This window comes from Halorubrum lacusprofundi ATCC 49239 (genome assembly GCF_000022205.1).
GTDB classification, from domain to species: domain Archaea; phylum Halobacteriota; class Halobacteria; order Halobacteriales; family Haloferacaceae; genus Halorubrum; species Halorubrum lacusprofundi.
This window is the reverse complement of sequence record NC_012030.1, coordinates 107,416-124,251: the sequence shown is the minus strand read 5'-3', so window position 1 is coordinate 124,251 and position 16,836 is coordinate 107,416. Positions and strand designations below refer to the sequence as shown.

Here is a 16,836-nt window from a genome sequence, read left to right as displayed (position 1 = left end):
AGTACTTAAGTACTTGTAGTCAGCGATAGAAAATGCCGAATTAGCTCCTCTATCTACTACTTACTTATTCTAATGAAAAGGTTTATTATATACGTTACCAAGCAACCACGGTAGTCACGCTGAATCGATGATCTCTCTGGAAATCGACCCAGTTGAACCGACTTCCCCACCCCTACCGCTTGCCGGATAATTGCGGACAACCCCGGGGGCCCGGGTGGGGTTCTCGCCCACAGGTGAAACTGTGTAGAATAATCCGTGTGTCGCCGGAACGACGGTAATTCCGGACGAGGTGGGGGGTTATTCGGACAAGTCGGACATTACGGACACGGGGGTTTATGTGAGTTGAATACACGAAGTATGCACGATGGACTCGTCCCCGTACTCGACGACCTCAGAAATCTTTGCGGTCGGCGGCGAGGACTACCTCAAAGAGGGTCACACCCCAACGACGCTACCGGAGCGGCAAGACGAGATCTTGAAGCTTCGACGGTCGTTGAAGCCCGCAGCCCGTGGTGCCGGCGCCGAGAACACGTTCCTTTCGGGGAAGGCTGGCCAGGGGAAGACGGCGGCCGCGAAGGCAGAGTTGGCCGAACTGGAGGCGTTTGCTGACGCTCAGGATCTCGATCTGACAACGGTATTCTTCTCCTGTGAGGGAATCTCCTCGAGCTACACGCTCGCGTGTGGGCTCTGTGAGGAACTCGGTGGCGAGAACCCCAATGGGCATCCGATGCAGAAGGTCCTCGACCACCTCTGGGACGCGATGAACGATATCGGTGGGACTATCATCATCGTCCTCGACGAGATTGACAACCTCGGCACAGACGACAAGATTCTCTACTCGCTCCCTCGTGCGCGCGATAAGGATTACGTTAACGACGACGTCTATCCGTCGATCATCGGCATTAGCAACGACCTTCAATGGCGTGACAACCTCGACCCTGCCGCGAAAGACAGCCTCTACGACGACTCGATTTTCTTTGCGCCCTACGATGCGAACGAACTCCGCGATATCCTTTCCCGCCGTGCAAGCAAGGCGTTCCGTAACACCTCGCTCGTGTATGAGACATCCGAGGGCGAGGCGTTTGAGATCAACATCGATTTGGATGACGACGATGGTTCGCTTGCCAAGGCCTTCAACGAAATAGACGCCGACCGAACCGATTGCACGCTCCTCCGTATCAATTCGGGCGTCCTGTCCGACGACGTGATTCCGCTCTGTGCCGCGTACGCTGCACAGGACAAAGGGAGCGCTCGTCAGGCGATCAAGTACCTCCGAAAAGCTGCCGCAATCGCCGAATCCGAGGGTGATGTACGTGTCGAAGAAGAGCATGTCCGAACCGCTCAGGGCGAAGCTGAGCGAGAGCTCATCATCGAGGGGATGGAACAGCTCACGACGCAGGGTCACCTCGCGCTGGCAGCGGTGACGATTCTCGAACTCGGGGGTCACTCCGGGATTCGGACTCGTGACGTCTATGATGTCTATACGTCCCTTTCAGATTACATTGACGCCGACCGCCTGGCTCAACGTCGGATGCGTGATCATCTCATCGAGCTCGACATGCTGAGTATCATTCGTGCGCGGAAATCTGCCTCCGGATCCGTCGGAGGTGAGGCCTACACGTTTGAACTCCGCGTCGAGCCGTCGACGGCCATCGAAGTGCTTGAGGCTGTCTCTCGATTCGACTCGGTTGATTTCGATGAGCTTGTGAAGAACTGGCTGAACGAACAGCAGACGCTGAGGTAGCGACAGTCGGATCGTCAGTAGTTCGTTACTCACCCCCGGGTGTGTCCGCATTGACCTCCTCCCGCGCCTGAAGACGCGGGAATCCCACCACGGGATTTCAGGCCGAGCGTGGCCCTACGGTTTCAAGACGCATACGTTCCAAGCGTCTCTTGCTTGGTAGCATCGGCTTGGCTGTCTTGTGGGGCGGTCAAACGCCCCCCATCCTCAGCCGAGTCATCGTCGTTCTCGTGTTCTCTGAAACGACTCTCTCCGCTGAGGTAGCGGTCTGCGATGTTCACCGCTCCGTTCACGTCCGCTTGGTACTCGCCCATCCAGCACGCATCGTTCGTACACTTGAACGTCGCCTGTTGTGGGCGGTATCCTACCTCACCGCACGCATGACACTCTTTCGAGGTGTTGCGAGGGTTCACCGTCTTGACGGGGATACCCTTCTCGACGGCTTTGTATCGTATCTGCGCGTGGAGTTTGGCGAATCCCCATCCGTGGAGACGGCGGTTCATGTACTCGCCGTAGTCCATCGACTCCCGTATGTACGTCAGGTTTTCCAGAACAAGAACGGGATTCTTGACAGACTCGGCGTAGTCCACGACTTCGCGGGTGACGCGGTGGAACACGTCGTCTATCTGGTTCCACAGGTCGTCACCGAAGGACTCCGCGATACGTTCGCTACCGCGTGTCTGAAGTCGCCTCGTGGCGGTGAAGTAGGTCTTGCGGAGCCGACGAACGGTCTTCCCTTCGTCGGCCCATAGTTCGGGAGCGGTCGGGCAACCGTGGTCGTCACGGTGACACACCGTGACGAGCGACGCTTCCCCAATATCGACACCGATGGGTGTCCGTTCTTCGTCGGACACCTCGGAACCGCCCTCTGCGTCGCGGGTTGCGGTGACGTGAAGATACCACGTTCCGTCCCGCTCGAATAGCCGACTCTCGCCCATCGTGGCGTCTCCCGCGTTCAACGCTTCCAACCAGTCCCGTTGTTCGGGATTCGGTTGTGCTGGCATCCAGAGGTGATAGTCCTCGTGGTGCGGGATTTTGACGTACCACTCGATAGCGTTCTCGGGCTTGTGGTCGAGTCGTAGCCCTTCGTTCGTGAAACGGACGGGGTGGGCATCGTGAAGTTCGCCTGCGTTGTACGTCGTCGTGAGTTGCGGGACGTACTTCTTGAGCGCATTCTTTGCGTATCCACTCAGCTTGTAGTTGACCACCACGTCGTTCGCTTCGGTCTGTGTGGTACAGCCAGCGTCGAAGGCGTCGTGAAGCGCCTGTTGGTACGCCTCTCGCGTCTCGCGGAGTTTTCTCCGCTTGTGCGCGTTCGGCTCTACCAGTTTCAGTTCCAGCGTCTTCGTGAGCGTGGTCACGACTCGTCCTCCTCGTGACGCTGGATGTAGTTCTTGACCGTCTCGCTCGATACGTGCCCTGCTGTCCCTGCGTAGTAGCCTCTCACCCATCCGATTTTCTCGCCGTCGTGGTCGGCGTAGCGGTGGTTGTACTTCCGAGAGCTGATACCTTTGAACCAGTTGGCGAGAAGGGATGGTGCGTGTTTCGGTGGGCTACTGACGAATAGGTGGACGTGATCGGGTTGTACGGTCAGGTCAAGTATTTCGAGGCCCTTGTCGTCGGCTATTTCGTGGAGGATGGTCCGCACACGGTCTGCGACCTCGTTGACGAGTACCGAGTTGCGGTACTTCGGCAACCACACAAGGTGGTAGTTGAGGTTGTAGGTCGCGTGCCGTGTGGTCTTCATCCGTGTTGTACACTATGAGACAATGTATATTAATACTGATGGTGAATCGGTGGGAAATCCAGCCATAGCGTCGTCGGTGGGGATGTACGCTATTGTCCGCTTGACCCCCGCCTAAAGACGGGGGTATGCGCTCGTGACTCTATCACCTTCCGAAACTCGCGTCTGCTAATATTCTCGAATTCGATTCAGCTGCGAATACAGTTCGGTACTGCGATGATGAACTTGCTGAATCCCTTCTCGCTCCGATTTCTGACTAAGGGTTTGGGTTCGTTTCTTGAACTGTTCCGATGACACATTCTCGTGATAGTTTTCAGTTGAAATGTCCCCGGGCAAAAGGTCAAAATTAAATAGATAACCCGTGTTTAACGCAGTGTACTCGGAGATGGCGGTTCAGAAACGCAGATACAATGTCAGTATCCTTCACAGCAAACCCATTCAGTGCATCGCCTGACTTCCAATTCCACAGTTCAGACGACGTCGACTCCCAACCCAAATCAAGCGCCAAGGAAGCAACTCACGATCCATATCACCCGGAGAATTTCGATCTCGTAGCATTCACTCCGTCTCCGAGGGATTACGATGCCTCTTCGAATTTCTTGGATCAGAACCGTGATCCACGGAAAGCGAAAGGTGTGTTCAAGAGTCGCGTTATCAAAGCTTGTTTCGATGGGAAGCCCAGATTAGTTGAGAATTATAATTTCGGGAAGCCGGAGTATGAACAGCCTCGAAGCGCGCCGGAGCAGCTCCCGTCGCATTTGGTGATGATGGTGAACGAGATCGCGGACGCAGACACGTTCTTTGGGTTGTTACTGGATCCCTTGAACAAGACGGTGGTGTCGGGGCATGTTCTCCAGGTATCTGTTGTACAGGCAACGCAAGTCACTGAGGAAGGCCGGTCGCTTCGTTTGTGGAATCAATCCGAGATTGACCGCATGACCAGTATTGTGAAAGAACACGAAGGCCGGGTTCGGAATGCGTTCATCGATCCATATGAGGGGCAATCAGATCACTGGGTGGACGACCGTGACTACGATCATCCCTCGCTCCGATTCGATCTTCCGAAAAGTATTGAAAACCAATTGTGAAAATAGTTCTCTGTTTTCTAATCTACAGGGATTGAAGCGAGTACACAGATTATTTCTATTGAATATGTTCTGTGTGGTGTAGCTACTGATTCTACTTCGCCTATCCCGCATTTTTGTTCTTTTCTGACTTGCTCACCTACTCCACCTATTTCACCTATTATGTCTATTGCGACTGTTTCAGTGACTTTGTCTATTGTTCTTCAGTTCACTGAATCCCTCCGCCCTACTTCTGCTATCTTTTCACAAGGAGAGAATCCCGCCGTTTACGGCGGGCGTGGATCCGACACTTGCTGACCAGTCCACCGATGACACTCTGGCCGGATATTCCACGGTAATCCACAACTATTAAGTAACTGGTTCTACATAGGCTATGTATGGCGAATCTCACCGTCACGCGCACCTACGTTGGTTCTATCCAGAACCACCAACAGATCTGTGATGGTCTGGATTCGCTCGGGGATTCCGCCTCGAAAATCTGGAACGTCGCACGATGGACAGCCGACCGTATCTGGGACGCAACCGGTGAGATCCCGAACGGTAGTGTTCTGAAATCGTGTATGAAGAATCAGTCGTGCTGGAAAGATTTGAACGCGCAATCCAGTCAGAAAGTCATTGAAGAACTTTCTGACGCTTTCCAGTCGTGGTTCGACTTACGGCACAAGTCCAGTGAGGCGAATCCGCCCGGCTACCGCAAACACGGTGACACCCGACCGCGTTCCACGGTGACATTCAAAGAAGACGGATTCAAACACGACCCCGAGAACAACCGCGTCCGGCTCTCGAAAGGCTCGAACCTGAAAGAATACTGGTCGGACTTCCTGCTCTGCGAGTACCAGACGCGCCCTGACATTGACCTCTCTGAAGTCAACCGAGTGCAGAACGTTCGCGCCGTCTGGAACGGCGACGAGTGGGAACTGCACTTCGTCTGCAAAGTCGAACTCGAAACGAACGACTCCGCAGGCGACGAAGTGGCGGGGATTGACCTTGGCATCAAGAACATCGCCACGGTCGCGTTCCCGGACGAATACGTTCTCTACCCCGGTAACTCGCTCAAAGAAGACAAGCACTACTTCAAACGAGCCGAGTACGACACCGAAGGTGAGAACGGCCCCTCGGAGAAGTCGATGTGGGCGCGTCGGAAACTCGCTGACCGCGAAACACACTTCTACCACGTCCTCTCAGACACCATCATCACAGAGTGTGTCGAACGCGGTGTTGGTACACTCGCGGTGAGTTGGCCTGAAGAGGTGCGAGAGTCCGACTGGGGCAAAACTGGGAACAAGAAGTTACACTCGTGGGCGTTCGACCGCATCTACCAGTACCTCGCGTACAAAGGCGAGATTCACGGTGTCGAGGTGTTGAAGGAGAACGAGTGGAACACCTCAAAGACCTGCTCGAACTGTGGTGACGACACGAAGGAGAACCGTGTCGAGCGTGGGTTGTACGTCTGCTCGTCGTGCGGTTTGGTTGGGAACGCGGATTGCAACGGGGCGGAGAACATGCGGCAGAAGATAACTCCGAGTCCTCACGGTGAGGATAGGAGTAACGGCTGTGTGGCACAGCCATCGACATACTTGTTCGACCGCGAGAGCGGGACGTTTCACACGAGAGAACAAGCCGTGTCGTAGACCAGCAAATATCCCACCTGCGGTACGGGAAGCCCCGGCGTTCACGCCGGGGAGGATGTCACTAGGAAATCTATCTTTTCACAAGGAGAGAATCCCGCCGTTTACGGCGGGCGTGAATCCGACACTTGCTGACCAGTCCACCGATGACACTCTGGCCGGATATTCCACGGTAATCGACATTATTAAGTAACTGGTTCTACATAGGCTATATGCGGCAGAAGATAACTCCGAGTCCTCACGGCGAGGATAGGAGTAACGGCTGTGTGGCACAGCCATCGGTACACTTGTTCGACCGCGAGAGCGGGACGGTTCGCCCGAGAGAACAGGTTGTATCGTAAACCAGTAAATATCCCACCTGCGGTACGGGAAGCCCCGGCGTTTACGCCGGGGAGGATGTCACGTGCTGTAAGTCTCTTATGCCGAATCTGGGTATCTCACCCGGTTTGCCTATTTTATCTATTACGCCTATTATGCCTATCGCCGAAATTTCTTCTATTTCACATATCACACCAATTCTTTCTATTTCACCTACTCACACTATTCCACCGAAAAACAGGGTTAGGCCATCTCTATCCGGTGATTGGGACAGAGTTTTATGTTCCTCATTCGTATGAAGGATTGCACCTCGCGAAGGTGAAGTCTGGATTCGAGTGTTTGGTGGATCCCTCAAGGAAGTATCAGGGTTGCTGGCCGCTCAGTGAACAACTGGCCACGTGATCTGAGGCCTTCGATACTCCCCCGGATTCATAATTTTGAATCCACCCGTTCACTACGTGTCGTTTTCCTCGATGAGTGCGTCTTGTAGAAGAGATAGGATTTCCCAAACAAGACGAGTCGGATTGTGTGTTGGGAACGAATATCAGTACTTCACAAAGCCGCTTAGTTAGAACGTCTGCTTGCTGAAGGTGTGTCTAAAACCAAACAAGCAGACGGTGAGATCCACGAGGACCAGCTTCTTAACTTTCTCGTCAACCGCCTTGACGAGGAAGTTTCGCTCTCGTTAGCCAATAACGCTGAAATCACTGCTGAAGACATCTATGAGGTCCTCGTCGGCGCTTGCGCCGACGGGACCTCTGTCTCTACGCTCTGTGCGTCGAGCCAGAACTCACCCGCTGGGAACACGGTCCTCTACCATCTTCGGACGAAGTTCGAGCCGGAACGGCTCGAACGAGTCGCTAACACGCTCCTGCGAAAGGATCTCGATGAATTGCTCCCCGAACAGGTGGAGGTCTGCGCAGACCTCCACCTGCGGCCCTACTACGGTGACGAAGACGACACAGACGGCCTCTATCACTCGGTAGCGAAGCGTGGAACCACTGCGTTCCACGCCTATGCCACACTCTACGCGCGTGTGAAGAACAAACGCTACACGCTGGCGGTACGCCGTCTCAAAGACGGCGATACCGCAAGTAGTGTCCTCGCTGAGTTCTTCGGTGTCCTCGACGGCCTTGACGCCGGGGTCAAGGCCGTCTACCTTGATCGCGGATTCTACGACAGTAAGTGTCTCACGCTGCTTCAGGCGCACAATTACGCGTACGTGATCCCGATCATCCGGTGGGGTGAGGCGATTCAGCAAGAGCTCTCGGAAGGATGGAGTCGCGTCATTCAGCATGATCTGACGGGGAAACTCGACGGTCACAGCTGGACCGTCGATTTTCCCGTCTACATCGACTGTACGTACCTAAATGGGAAGTATGACGAGAACGGTGTGGCGCGTCACGGCTACGCCGCTGACGCGCCGTTCATCGACTCACCACGGGACGCTCGATACCACTACTCGAAACGCTTCGGTATCGAGTCAAGCTATCGCTTGTTTGAGCAAGCGATAGCGACAACGACAACACGAGATCCAACGGTACGGCTGCTGTACGTGGTGGTGAGTCTCCTCTTACAGAACGTCTGGCGGTACCTTCACTACGAGTATGTGGCGACGCCCCGCCGAGGCGGGCGTCGCCTCTGGTGGTGGCCGTACAAGGAGTTCGTCAATATGATTCGACGAGCTGCGTGGACGGCCCTCGCGGTGCGTCGGGCCGTCCCCGCGAATCGGCCACCTGACGACCGATTCCACCGCTAACCACCGACCGAGCAAGCCAGCGGAGTGAGTGGCGACGCTGTCGCGTCGGCGGCTGACCGCCGCCGACAGCGACAGCTCTCCGTCGATCCGTCCGTAATTCTCTCGTCGAGACCGTCAGTACAACCGCTTCGACACAGAACTCAGGCCGCAGAAACAGCTAGCCGAGGATGCTTTGTGAGGTACTGAATCTGGCTTCTCAACGGCTTCCAATACGCCACACAGCAAGTCACACAGCACCCGATACCCGTTATACTCTACACAGCCGTCCTGATCGGCCTCGTACCCTTCTACAGGAAAAACGACGAACTAATCACACAGTTCATCTACCAGATCGGGTGGTCCGGAGCAATACTGCTCGTACCAGCAGCCTCCACATTCCTATACTACACTTTCAATCCGCCGACCACAGGAATAGGTCAGATCACACTCACAATCTCAAAAATACTGGCCGCAGGAACCACTGTCACGCTACTTGCAGCTATCCTCTATACCCAGAAACCCTCTTCAGAAAATTGAGTCGAGATCGTACTCCGGATGGTACAGTTCTGACTCCTCAAATCGTTCCTCGAAGACACGGGTCCAGGTCGGAAATTCGACCGTCAGAAACGTCTCAGAACTCAATCCCTCAAAACCGACGACAGTGTCGAACTTATATTCTGTACTCTGCTCCGGATCACGCAACGTCTCCACATCCCTGGCATGGATATGCGCTTCCCAGTACATCTCATCCTCATCCAGAAGATCGTCTTCGTAGATATTCTCGTGCTCTTTGTACCACGGAGCCAGAACAATTCCAAGATCCTCGTAATCGATATCACCCAGCTCCGCGTAGTGATCAACACGGTCAGCTGCTTGGCTGGCGAACGGTGAATCATATTCCTTCAGCAGAAATCACCCTTCTAAAACCGGTCCATGTTTTCCACTATCTCGGTTTTTGCGTAGTCTATGATCTCGTCAGGATTTCTACCGATAGCATCCAGAACCATCCTCTGCTCACTGGACTCATACCGGTCCTCCTTCTCAATCACTTGAAGGAACACGAATACTCCACCCTCCTCGGTATCTACCAGTATCAGTATTCCACGGTAATTTCTCCGCTCAGCTTGAAAGGCAGCCTCTGCAATCGTCACATCGCTATGAGTGAACAAGTTGTAGAACCGGCTTCCTGCCTGATCACGACGATCAACCCACTCCAGTTCACTCTGCTTCTTCTCCAAACGTTTCTCAAGCCGTTCTAATACTGTCTCACCGTGGTTGTCCTTCACCTCTTCCTGGTGATCATCAGTAAACAAGATCTCAAAATCCACTCCTACGGCTTCACCTCCACAGGGATCACTTCACGACCTTCAGAAGAACTACTGCCAGAATCGATCTGCTCCTCAAACAACTCAACGATATCCTGGTACTCGAGAAATGCAATATAACCCATTACAACTGCAGCAATAGCAGAAGCCGCTCTCAAATACCAGCTGAACGAAGAAACCAGTGATCCAGCAAAGTAGAAACCGGTAATCCCGGAAAACGCTGAAAAGTAGAAAAGACTCTTCCTCAGCTTACCCTTCTCAATCCTGCTCACTGCTGGTGTTCGACCCCTTGCTCGAAGCTGCCTTCAACAACGTAATCCTCCCCCAGAGGCAGATAACTCGGATTTATACCGTATCTCGTAAAACCGTCGTCAGTATCGACCTTACACGTCAAACTGTTCGTTCACCTACCAAAGAATGGGCGAAATCTGTTTAAATAGATTCGCCAGAAACATCGAACGTTCTAAGAACCAGAGAAATCAACGGCACAGACAATGTACGACCTCACCGGCTTCCAACGCGACCTCCTCACCGTCACAGCAGGTATCGAAGAACCACACGGCCTCGCCATCAAAGACGAACTTGAGGATTACTATGAGAAGGAGATCCACCACGGACGCCTCTACCCCAACCTCGACACACTCGTCGAAAAAGGACTGGTAGAAAAAGGAGAGAAAGACCGCCGTACCAACGTCTACACCGTCACCAAGAGAGGGCAGCGAGAAATCGAAGCACGCCGCAAATGGGAAAACCAGTACATCGACCTATAACTTGTACTGGGCAATATCCTCACAGCCACAATCAGGACACTTCTCGGACTCTTTCTCTAAGGTCTTTCCACAATGTCTGCATTCGTATAAGTCGCTGTCAGCAGGCTTCAGAAACTGTTTCACTTCCTGCAGCAGAGATGAGCTCATTGTGGGTGGACGACTTTTCGGCATCCGGGACACTCTGTCCAGGCTTCCTCCTCTCCTGATTGGGTTTCGTACTGGATCAGGATGTGCCGTGAAAGTATCTCTTCACTGCAGGACGGGCAAACGCCGAGACGCGAGCGTTCCTGAGCAGCCATATGAATTTATTACCTTCTTGGAAAGCAGAGGGGGGAAGGGGATTGGGAGCGTGTGACTGAGGGTCTGAAACATTGCCCTCTACCAAGGCTTGAGAACGGGAACCCTCAAATAAGTCAGGCAACCACAGTGAAAGTAAAGAGACACAACTTCCCTCGGAACAAGCCCGGAAGATTGAGGACGGAACACCCATGCTTTAGACAATGGATTGAATCATTCCTCTAAAGAGAATGGTATCCGGAAGACAAATATCCATCAGGAACAAGCGATCACTGGCTACATCGGTGATCCGCTTCGGGGCCATCGCTATAATCGTATCTGCCCTGTTTGTCTTCCTAAACCAGATCCTGGACGTGAGCTGGCAGATCCTCACAATAGCCGCAACTGTGGTGATTCTCCTGATCTTAGGAGGGATGTGGAAACGAGGCTTCTTCCTATCTCCTTGGTCACTGCAACTGAGGTCGCTTTACCAGAAATACAGTTACTCCGGGTTTTTACCGCTTCTTAGAGTTTTCAAATCTCGAGAGCGTCGGAGAGTGGAAATTCTGAAAGGGCTTTTCCTAGTTGCTGCTGCCGTAATCGTGGGAGCCTCGATCTATCTCCTCCATTCTGCCCTGCTAAATGAGTTCACAGTCAAAGTCCAAAGCGGTATACTCGGAACAGCCTGGCAGGTACACGCCGTGATTATCGGGTTTAGCTTCGTTGCTTTGACTTTTGTCTGGGAAGAGATCTACAGCAACTCTTTGAGCGACGAATTAACAAGACTGTTCGTAGAGGACATTGGCTCAATCTGGACAGTTACCTTTGTCTTTGGCTCCAACCTACTTCTTGGAGTCATAGCCTTCACACAATCTTCAGCAGAAAATGCAGGTCTTCTAGCGGTCTACATTACTGCTGTACTATTCGTCTCATCTATAGCATCCGTAGCCGGACGGTTCTTAGACGCATTAGATCTCCTGTTCTACACAGATATAGACGAAGAGGTGAAAGAATACGCAAAGGCGGATTTAGATAAAGAGCTCATAAGAGAAAGTTCCACCCCGAATAAAGTCCTCTCGGAGGCTATACGCAGCTTCGAACAGGTATCTATAGGTATGCCAAACTTCGGACTGGAACAGACCACAATCTCTTCAAGAGATATCGAGAAACGAGGGGTAATCACAGATCTCAACTTGAAAAGGATGGAAAATATCTCTGAGATTGTTGACCGGGAACGCGCGGTCAGTATAAGCAAGAACCCGACCGTAGGCATGTCTCTCGCTGAAGATACGACAGTTCTCTCTTTAGAAGGAGACATCGCTGATGAGACAGTACAAGAGCTCACGGAACAACTGCGTCGGGGACTGCGAACACGTAGGGAAAACTGATGCCCAACTACGAAGACTATCTAGAGCACTTCTTTGACAACGCAGAGGCCTCTATCCGAGAAGGAAAAGGCCAGGAGCTCTCAGACAATCTTTCTCACATCGCAGAGCTGATTCATGAACTAATCGACAAGGAGGTGGATTCAAAAAGACAGTTCCGGTCGAACTACGCTTTCTGCAGACGACAGTACATCCAGCTGTACGATACAGTGCTTGAGAACGGAGCTGACGAAGATCTAAGAACAAGCATTATCGACTCGATATCAGCTATCACCAATTACTCCCGCCAAGCAAATGATATAGAGGCCTTCGACCAACTGCTTAACTCCATCACAAGCTGCTATAGACAGTCATACCCCCAACCCGGATTTGACGACGCTGTAGGGAATATTTTCGAGAGATACAGTCATATCCAGCACGGAGTAACACAGAACTTCGAAGACGTAGACAGTGTCGACAGATTAGCCAAAAGCCAGGAAATCATCGACACCCTTCTCCAGTACTACCGTGAACTCTGGCGGTGGTCTATTGAAAACGGATGTAAGGAGTCTATCAAAAGACTGCATCACAATCTGGATGACGTAAGAGCATTTGAACGAGCCCAATACTTGCCGATAGGAACCCCAGAGAGCGAATACAACGAAGACTTCCTTGATCAAAAGCAGGAGATCGCTAACACCTTCCGGAAGCGAATCCAGATACAGAAATTTGCCGGCTACTCCTGGGGATACAACCTCTACGTAAAGGGGATAATATCTGAGGAAGAGTTTATCGAGGAACTGCTTCAGAAATACGCCGAGCAGAACTTTTCCTCCATTAGCTCTCTTACAGAGACCTACTTCGAGATTCAATCCATTCTCGGTGAGGTACCTTACTGGGAAGAGTGGGAGACAAACAGACAACTACAGCAGTCACTCGGCCCAGTCATGACTTCTATGGGGACAAACAGTTGGATTCCCTCTTTCTACCTAGCGTTTTCACTGTATCTCTTCGACGAAGACACTCAAGAGAACTTCTCAAACTCAACTCCTGAAGAACTGCCTTTCCCCACAGGAAGCAAGGAACGTATTGAGATCAACAGTCTACGGGATGCGATTGAAGGATTTGAAGACGACTATCCTCTGGACTTCCTTCTAGACGACCAGACGGACATAAATGACAGAATCGAGAAACTGTCTGAAATCCTCAATCGAGCGCATTCCTACGCTGAGAAACAGGATATAATGCGGATGCGGAATCATCCCATCGAATCAGAGTACGTCGACTCTTGGGAAAAAGAGGTCAACGACCAATTCGATAGCTCATGTCTGTTGAGACAAGCGCTGAAAGAAATCGGGTTGCTGAAGCAGAAACCGTTCCCCCCGGATCTTGACGGTATCAAGGTCTCAGTTGGATATCCGCGTAAGCGAAACTTCGTGCCGGAAGAAGCAGTACACAAATCTCCAACAGGCAACTTCCGAAGTATCTTAGACGATTATCGAGAGTATGTTTTGAGGCGGCTGACCTTAGAGGAGCACACCGTAGACACTGTTGACGAGTTACTCGATGAAATCGAGGATCAAGTGGAGAGACGAGATCCGTCAGTGATTCTCTTCAAGACTGGAGAGCACCGCAGAAAGCTTTTAGAAGATGACCGGTTCACACATGGAAGCGATTTCCCTAACTCCCATCACACGTTCTTGGACATCCCTGTTCTCACTGAACCCACTGAAACGTACAACGCTCTCCTGCTTCTAGAGAACGAAAGTCACGGTGTAGAGTTCGTTGAAGACGATATCGTATTCAATCTGGAAGCTACGCCAGGAGAGGAAGCCGAGGTAATTGATATGCCGAACAAGCCTCTGGAGTCAATTCCATATACTAACGCACCTCATGACTTTGTAGAGATGGAAGTCCGGCTCCGAGGATACATACAGACTGAGGAGCTCGATGGGGTACGCTTCCAAATCAACTCTGAGGTTCCAGAATAGAACACCAGCTGGATTTCGAAGGTGGGTGGAAGTGGCATACACTTATTCCATATCGCTTGGAACTCACCTGATAAATGTCTGGAGTTGAGATGAGAAGCAGTGATCTCGACTTATCCGAGATCCGTGAAATACTGGTAGAATCACTTGGCGACTCCGTCAAGTGGCACAGTGACTTTGAAGACAAACCGCTCGAACTCCATCTGAAGAATCCGCTCCCGTCGAAAGTCAGACTGTACCTGGTGAATCTGGTTCCTTCTGGACGAGCAGAGGAGTTTAAGGTCAACGTCCGTCTTCCTAACCACGAAGGAGGAGAAGAAGACCATGCTGCTCCTGACCGATCAGGAGGATATCTCACAATGCTCGGCGGCTATCACGAGCATCATGAAGTCTTCGCATTTTGGGACGATGACCTCCACGAGGAATACGGATCTGTATCCCCTCTCCAAGTCCAAGCTGAAACAATTGGTAAGGCCATGTCCGAAGGCCTGGCAACGCAGCAACGGGCTACGGCAGGTCTTGGCGGTGAAACAGTTATCGTGGCTAAACCGGGCCGGGTAGCTGAAGCCCTCCAAATGCGTGACCGGCTAATTCAGATTCGCAGCCTTCTGAACACGCATCTCCCAGAAGGGTGGCGGGAGAATGGTTCCAGAGCGCAGACCATTGAGAGAGTGGTAGACGTATTCCTTGAGGATACTCCTCGAGATCTACCTACCACAGAACGCAGAGAGAAATCCCAGGAAATCGTAGCTGAAGAGCTCGATATCACTGTGGGAACAGTTGAAGGCAAATTCCGGGGGGATCTGTGGGAGGACAGAGAACAACCCAGTGAAGGCTACCAGAAAGGATATCTTGACCCGATACTGGAAGAGATTGAGACGGAATGGAGAGATGACCGGGAAAACGAAGTTGAGGACTTGTTGGATGAAGAAGGACCGGACCATCCTCTCCTGAACTATATTAGGGAAAATGAGTCCTCGATCTCTATCTCTACTTACTCCGCACCACCGGAACACTGGCTGACATCCACTAGATACAACGCCATTGCTTTTGCGGATGATGATCAGGATCTCTATGATGAGCTCTCATCTGGAGATGTTATCTTGTTCTATTCGGAGGCAGAGCCGGCTTCTGAGGAACTAGAGGAACAACCTGCTGGCCTGATCGGTGCCGCCATAATCGATGACAAGTACACGAAAGAAGAGGACTGGTGGTGGAAGGAATACGAGGGCGATGAAGATCTTCCATTAGTCGCAGCGTTTGATCGTGTGTTCTACACCGGTGCAATCGATGATCTTGATTTTGACCTTGAAAACCCTATAACGGAGAAGGATGACTCGGAGCTCAGAGAGGATCTTGGTTCGCTGACTGCAGGCCTTCTTGATATTTCCACGGCGCACAGTATCTGTCACGACGCTCTCGATGAGCGAATGCCTGTAGAAGACACGTTAGCCCACTTCACTGACATCGATGGCTCAAGTGAAGTAATTCGTCCACTGGCTCTGATCGCGGAGATGGCTTCTAACCTCCGAGAAGCTCCACCAGTCAATATTCACACCGAGTTCTACGGGTCCATAGATGATGATCTACTTGAAGGCCTGCATTTTCCCGATGGAGAGCAGGAGATACTTGATCAAATCGAGGCAGCGCTGCACGCCGGAAAAAACATTATTCTCACAGGACCGCCAGGAACAGGGAAGACGGAGATAGCTCAGCGAGTCACCAACAAACTTGCTCAGAAGTATCCGTGGCTGTATTCGGATTCGGAGATGACGACTGCAACCTCTGACTGGTCTACTTTCGACACAGTGGGCGGATATATGCCGGACCAGGACGAAGAAACAGATGGAAACCTGTCTTTCTCGTCAGGAATCGTTCTGAACCGGTACAAGGACAGAAAGACGGAAAAACAGGTAAACGAACCGTTGGTGATCGACGAGCTCAACCGGGCAGATATCGACAAGGCATTCGGCCAGCTTTTCACGGTTCTTTCAGGTCAGTCAGTCCAGCTACCGTACACAAAGGACAACGAAGAGGTTGAGATCACCTCCGCCAACGCTCTTGACGATCTTCCGCGATCTCACCAGTACGTCGTTCCTGAGTCATGGGTCATCTTTGCTACAATGAACACCTATGACAAGACCTCACTGTATGAGATGAGCTACGCCTTCATGCGGCGTTTCTCGTTTATCCCTATCGACGTGCCAGAGCTTCCAGAGGCAGACGACCCGGATGAGGAGGACAAACTGCTGGAGCTGATGAACGAGTATCTGTCCTCATGGGATGGAATCGAAGCAGAGGATGAGGAACTGATAGCAGTCGCTCGTGTCTGGAGAAACACCAACAATCCCGTCGATGCACGGGCAATAGGCCCTGCAATCGTAAAAGACATTCTCAGCACGATAACGCAGTACCCTGGATCGGATACAAACTTAGAGACTCGTCTTACCAACGCAGTGATTAGCTACATCTTCCCACAGCTAGAAGGTGTCCCAGAGCGGCGGAAAATAGTCAACAGCATCAAGGCCTCTCCAGAGGTTACTGAGGAGAAAATCAAGGAGGCAGGGAAAGAAATTCTCCAGATCAACTTCGAGGACGATGAATAGAGAAGCAATTATCGACCAACTCAGCCAGGATATCATTTCCTATGTAATGGCTGGGTCGTTCGAAGAGCATCAAGTTGCTCGTGAAATAAAGCCTGAAGATCTCGACGAACGGTTCGAGGACTACAGACTATTACCAGTACCTCACAAAGCATCCTCGGCTAGCTGTTTCTGCGGCCTGAGTTCTGTGTCGAAGCGGTTGTACTGACGGTCTCGACGAGAGAATTACGGACGGATCGACGGAGAGCTGTCGCTG

General features: G+C 52.0%; 14 protein-coding genes and 1 pseudogene. 9 read left to right on the top strand and 6 right to left on the bottom strand.

Translation table 11 applies throughout. From position 1 onward, the window contains the following. The first annotated feature begins 364 nt into the window (after nucleotides 1-364). Nucleotides 365-1,744, top strand: coding sequence for a Cdc6/Cdc18 family protein (locus HLAC_RS16365; protein WP_012660098.1), 1,380 nt, complete (start codon nucleotides 365-367; stop codon nucleotides 1,742-1,744). Nucleotides 1,745-1,866: 122 nt separating this feature from the next. Here HLAC_RS16365 and HLAC_RS16360 read toward each other — a convergent pair whose 3' ends face one another. Both HLAC_RS16360 and tnpA read right to left on the bottom strand, forming a co-directional pair. Next, nucleotides 1,867-3,102 carry an RNA-guided endonuclease InsQ/TnpB family protein gene (locus tag HLAC_RS16360; protein ID WP_012660097.1) on the bottom strand — a complete coding sequence of 412 codons (1,236 nt, stop codon included), beginning with the start codon at nucleotides 3,100-3,102 and terminating at the stop codon, nucleotides 1,867-1,869. After that, nucleotides 3,099-3,488 (bottom strand): IS200/IS605-like element ISHla21 family transposase, encoded by a 390-nt coding sequence (gene tnpA, locus HLAC_RS16355; RefSeq protein ID WP_012660096.1) that lies wholly within the window; start codon nucleotides 3,486-3,488, stop codon nucleotides 3,099-3,101. The genes HLAC_RS16360 and tnpA overlap by 4 nt, the downstream gene beginning before the upstream one ends. Nucleotides 3,489-3,895: 407 nt before the next feature. On the opposite strand from tnpA, the gene HLAC_RS16350 reads away from it, so the two are divergent. The 4 genes and pseudogenes from HLAC_RS16350 (at nucleotide 3,896) to HLAC_RS16340 (ending at nucleotide 8,275) form a co-directional block, all read left to right on the top strand. Next, entirely contained in the window at nucleotides 3,896-4,573 is a 678-nt protein-coding gene (locus HLAC_RS16350) for a hypothetical protein (RefSeq protein WP_012660095.1), read from the top strand. Nucleotides 4,574-4,947: 374 nt separating this feature from the next. Beyond that, nucleotides 4,948-6,201: an RNA-guided endonuclease InsQ/TnpB family protein gene (locus HLAC_RS16345; protein WP_012660094.1), complete on the top strand. Its 1,254-nt coding sequence runs from the start codon at nucleotides 4,948-4,950 to the stop codon at nucleotides 6,199-6,201. 209 nt (nucleotides 6,202-6,410) lie between these two features. After that, nucleotides 6,411-6,539 (top strand): annotated as a pseudogene (locus HLAC_RS19020) (RNA-guided endonuclease TnpB family protein); the annotation flags it as partial. 569 nt (nucleotides 6,540-7,108) lie between these two features. Continuing rightward, nucleotides 7,109-8,275 (top strand): ISH3-like element ISHla1 family transposase, encoded by a 1,167-nt coding sequence (locus HLAC_RS16340; protein WP_009486633.1) that lies wholly within the window; start codon nucleotides 7,109-7,111, stop codon nucleotides 8,273-8,275. 504 nt (nucleotides 8,276-8,779) lie between these two features. Here HLAC_RS16340 and HLAC_RS16335 read toward each other — a convergent pair. The 3 genes from HLAC_RS16335 to HLAC_RS16325 form a co-directional block, all read right to left on the bottom strand. After that, on the bottom strand, nucleotides 8,780-8,998 hold the full coding sequence (locus tag HLAC_RS16335) for a hypothetical protein (protein WP_012660093.1): 219 nt from the start codon (nucleotides 8,996-8,998) through the stop codon (nucleotides 8,780-8,782). Nucleotides 8,999-9,174: 176 nt separating this feature from the next. Beyond that, the gene (locus HLAC_RS16330) at nucleotides 9,175-9,582 is read right to left on the bottom strand and encodes a hypothetical protein (RefSeq protein ID WP_012660092.1); all 408 of its coding nucleotides are present in this window, start codon (nucleotides 9,580-9,582) and stop codon (nucleotides 9,175-9,177) included. A gap of 2 nt (nucleotides 9,583-9,584) precedes the next feature. Beyond that, entirely contained in the window at nucleotides 9,585-9,851 is a 267-nt protein-coding gene (locus HLAC_RS16325) for a hypothetical protein (RefSeq protein WP_049933928.1), read from the bottom strand. A 222-nt stretch (nucleotides 9,852-10,073) separates the two neighbouring features. On the opposite strand from HLAC_RS16325, the gene HLAC_RS16320 reads away from it, so the two are divergent. Continuing rightward, nucleotides 10,074-10,349 (top strand): PadR family transcriptional regulator, encoded by a 276-nt coding sequence (locus tag HLAC_RS16320; protein ID WP_012660090.1) that lies wholly within the window; start codon nucleotides 10,074-10,076, stop codon nucleotides 10,347-10,349. Nucleotides 10,350-10,492: 143 nt separating this feature from the next. On the opposite strand, the gene HLAC_RS20125 is transcribed toward HLAC_RS16320, so the two are convergent. Beyond that, nucleotides 10,493-10,648, bottom strand: coding sequence for a DUF7837 family putative zinc-binding protein (locus tag HLAC_RS20125; RefSeq protein ID WP_012660088.1), 156 nt, complete (start codon nucleotides 10,646-10,648; stop codon nucleotides 10,493-10,495). Between the two features lie 228 nt (nucleotides 10,649-10,876). Between HLAC_RS20125 and HLAC_RS16315 the strand changes: the two genes are divergently transcribed. The 3 genes from HLAC_RS16315 to HLAC_RS16305 all read left to right on the top strand — a co-directional run bounded on the left by HLAC_RS16315 (nucleotide 10,877) and on the right by HLAC_RS16305 (nucleotide 16,583). Further along, entirely contained in the window at nucleotides 10,877-12,013 is a 1,137-nt protein-coding gene (locus HLAC_RS16315) for a hypothetical protein (protein ID WP_012660087.1), read from the top strand. Continuing rightward, the gene (locus HLAC_RS16310; protein ID WP_012660086.1) at nucleotides 12,013-13,980 is read left to right on the top strand and encodes a hypothetical protein; all 1,968 of its coding nucleotides are present in this window, start codon (nucleotides 12,013-12,015) and stop codon (nucleotides 13,978-13,980) included. The genes HLAC_RS16315 and HLAC_RS16310 overlap by 1 nt, the downstream gene beginning before the upstream one ends. Before the next feature lie 74 nt (nucleotides 13,981-14,054). Beyond that, complete coding sequence (locus HLAC_RS16305; protein WP_237583099.1) at nucleotides 14,055-16,583, top strand: AAA family ATPase; 2,529 nt, start codon at nucleotides 14,055-14,057, stop codon at nucleotides 16,581-16,583. Nucleotides 16,584-16,836 lie beyond the last annotated feature (253 nt).

What these genes read in the sequence shown, in the direction of transcription:
- HLAC_RS16305 (WP_237583099.1), top strand. Translation starts at nt 14,055, where the DNA reads ATGTCTGGAGTTGAGATGAGAAGCAGTGATCTCGACTTATCCGAGATC.
- HLAC_RS16350 (WP_012660095.1), top strand. Translation starts at nt 3,896, where the DNA reads ATGTCAGTATCCTTCACAGCAAACCCATTCAGTGCATCGCCTGACTTC.
- HLAC_RS16345 (WP_012660094.1), top strand. Translation starts at nt 4,948, where the DNA reads ATGGCGAATCTCACCGTCACGCGCACCTACGTTGGTTCTATCCAGAAC.
- HLAC_RS20125 (WP_012660088.1), bottom strand. Translation starts at nt 10,648, where the DNA reads ATGGCTGCTCAGGAACGCTCGCGTCTCGGCGTTTGCCCGTCCTGCAGT.
- tnpA (WP_012660096.1), bottom strand. Translation starts at nt 3,488, where the DNA reads ATGAAGACCACACGGCACGCGACCTACAACCTCAACTACCACCTTGTG.
- HLAC_RS16335 (WP_012660093.1), bottom strand. Translation starts at nt 8,998, where the DNA reads ATGTACTGGGAAGCGCATATCCATGCCAGGGATGTGGAGACGTTGCGT.
- HLAC_RS16315 (WP_012660087.1), top strand. Translation starts at nt 10,877, where the DNA reads ATGGTATCCGGAAGACAAATATCCATCAGGAACAAGCGATCACTGGCT.
- HLAC_RS16320 (WP_012660090.1), top strand. Translation starts at nt 10,074, where the DNA reads ATGTACGACCTCACCGGCTTCCAACGCGACCTCCTCACCGTCACAGCA.
- HLAC_RS16365 (WP_012660098.1), top strand. Translation starts at nt 365, where the DNA reads ATGGACTCGTCCCCGTACTCGACGACCTCAGAAATCTTTGCGGTCGGC.
- HLAC_RS16310 (WP_012660086.1), top strand. Translation starts at nt 12,013, where the DNA reads ATGCCCAACTACGAAGACTATCTAGAGCACTTCTTTGACAACGCAGAG.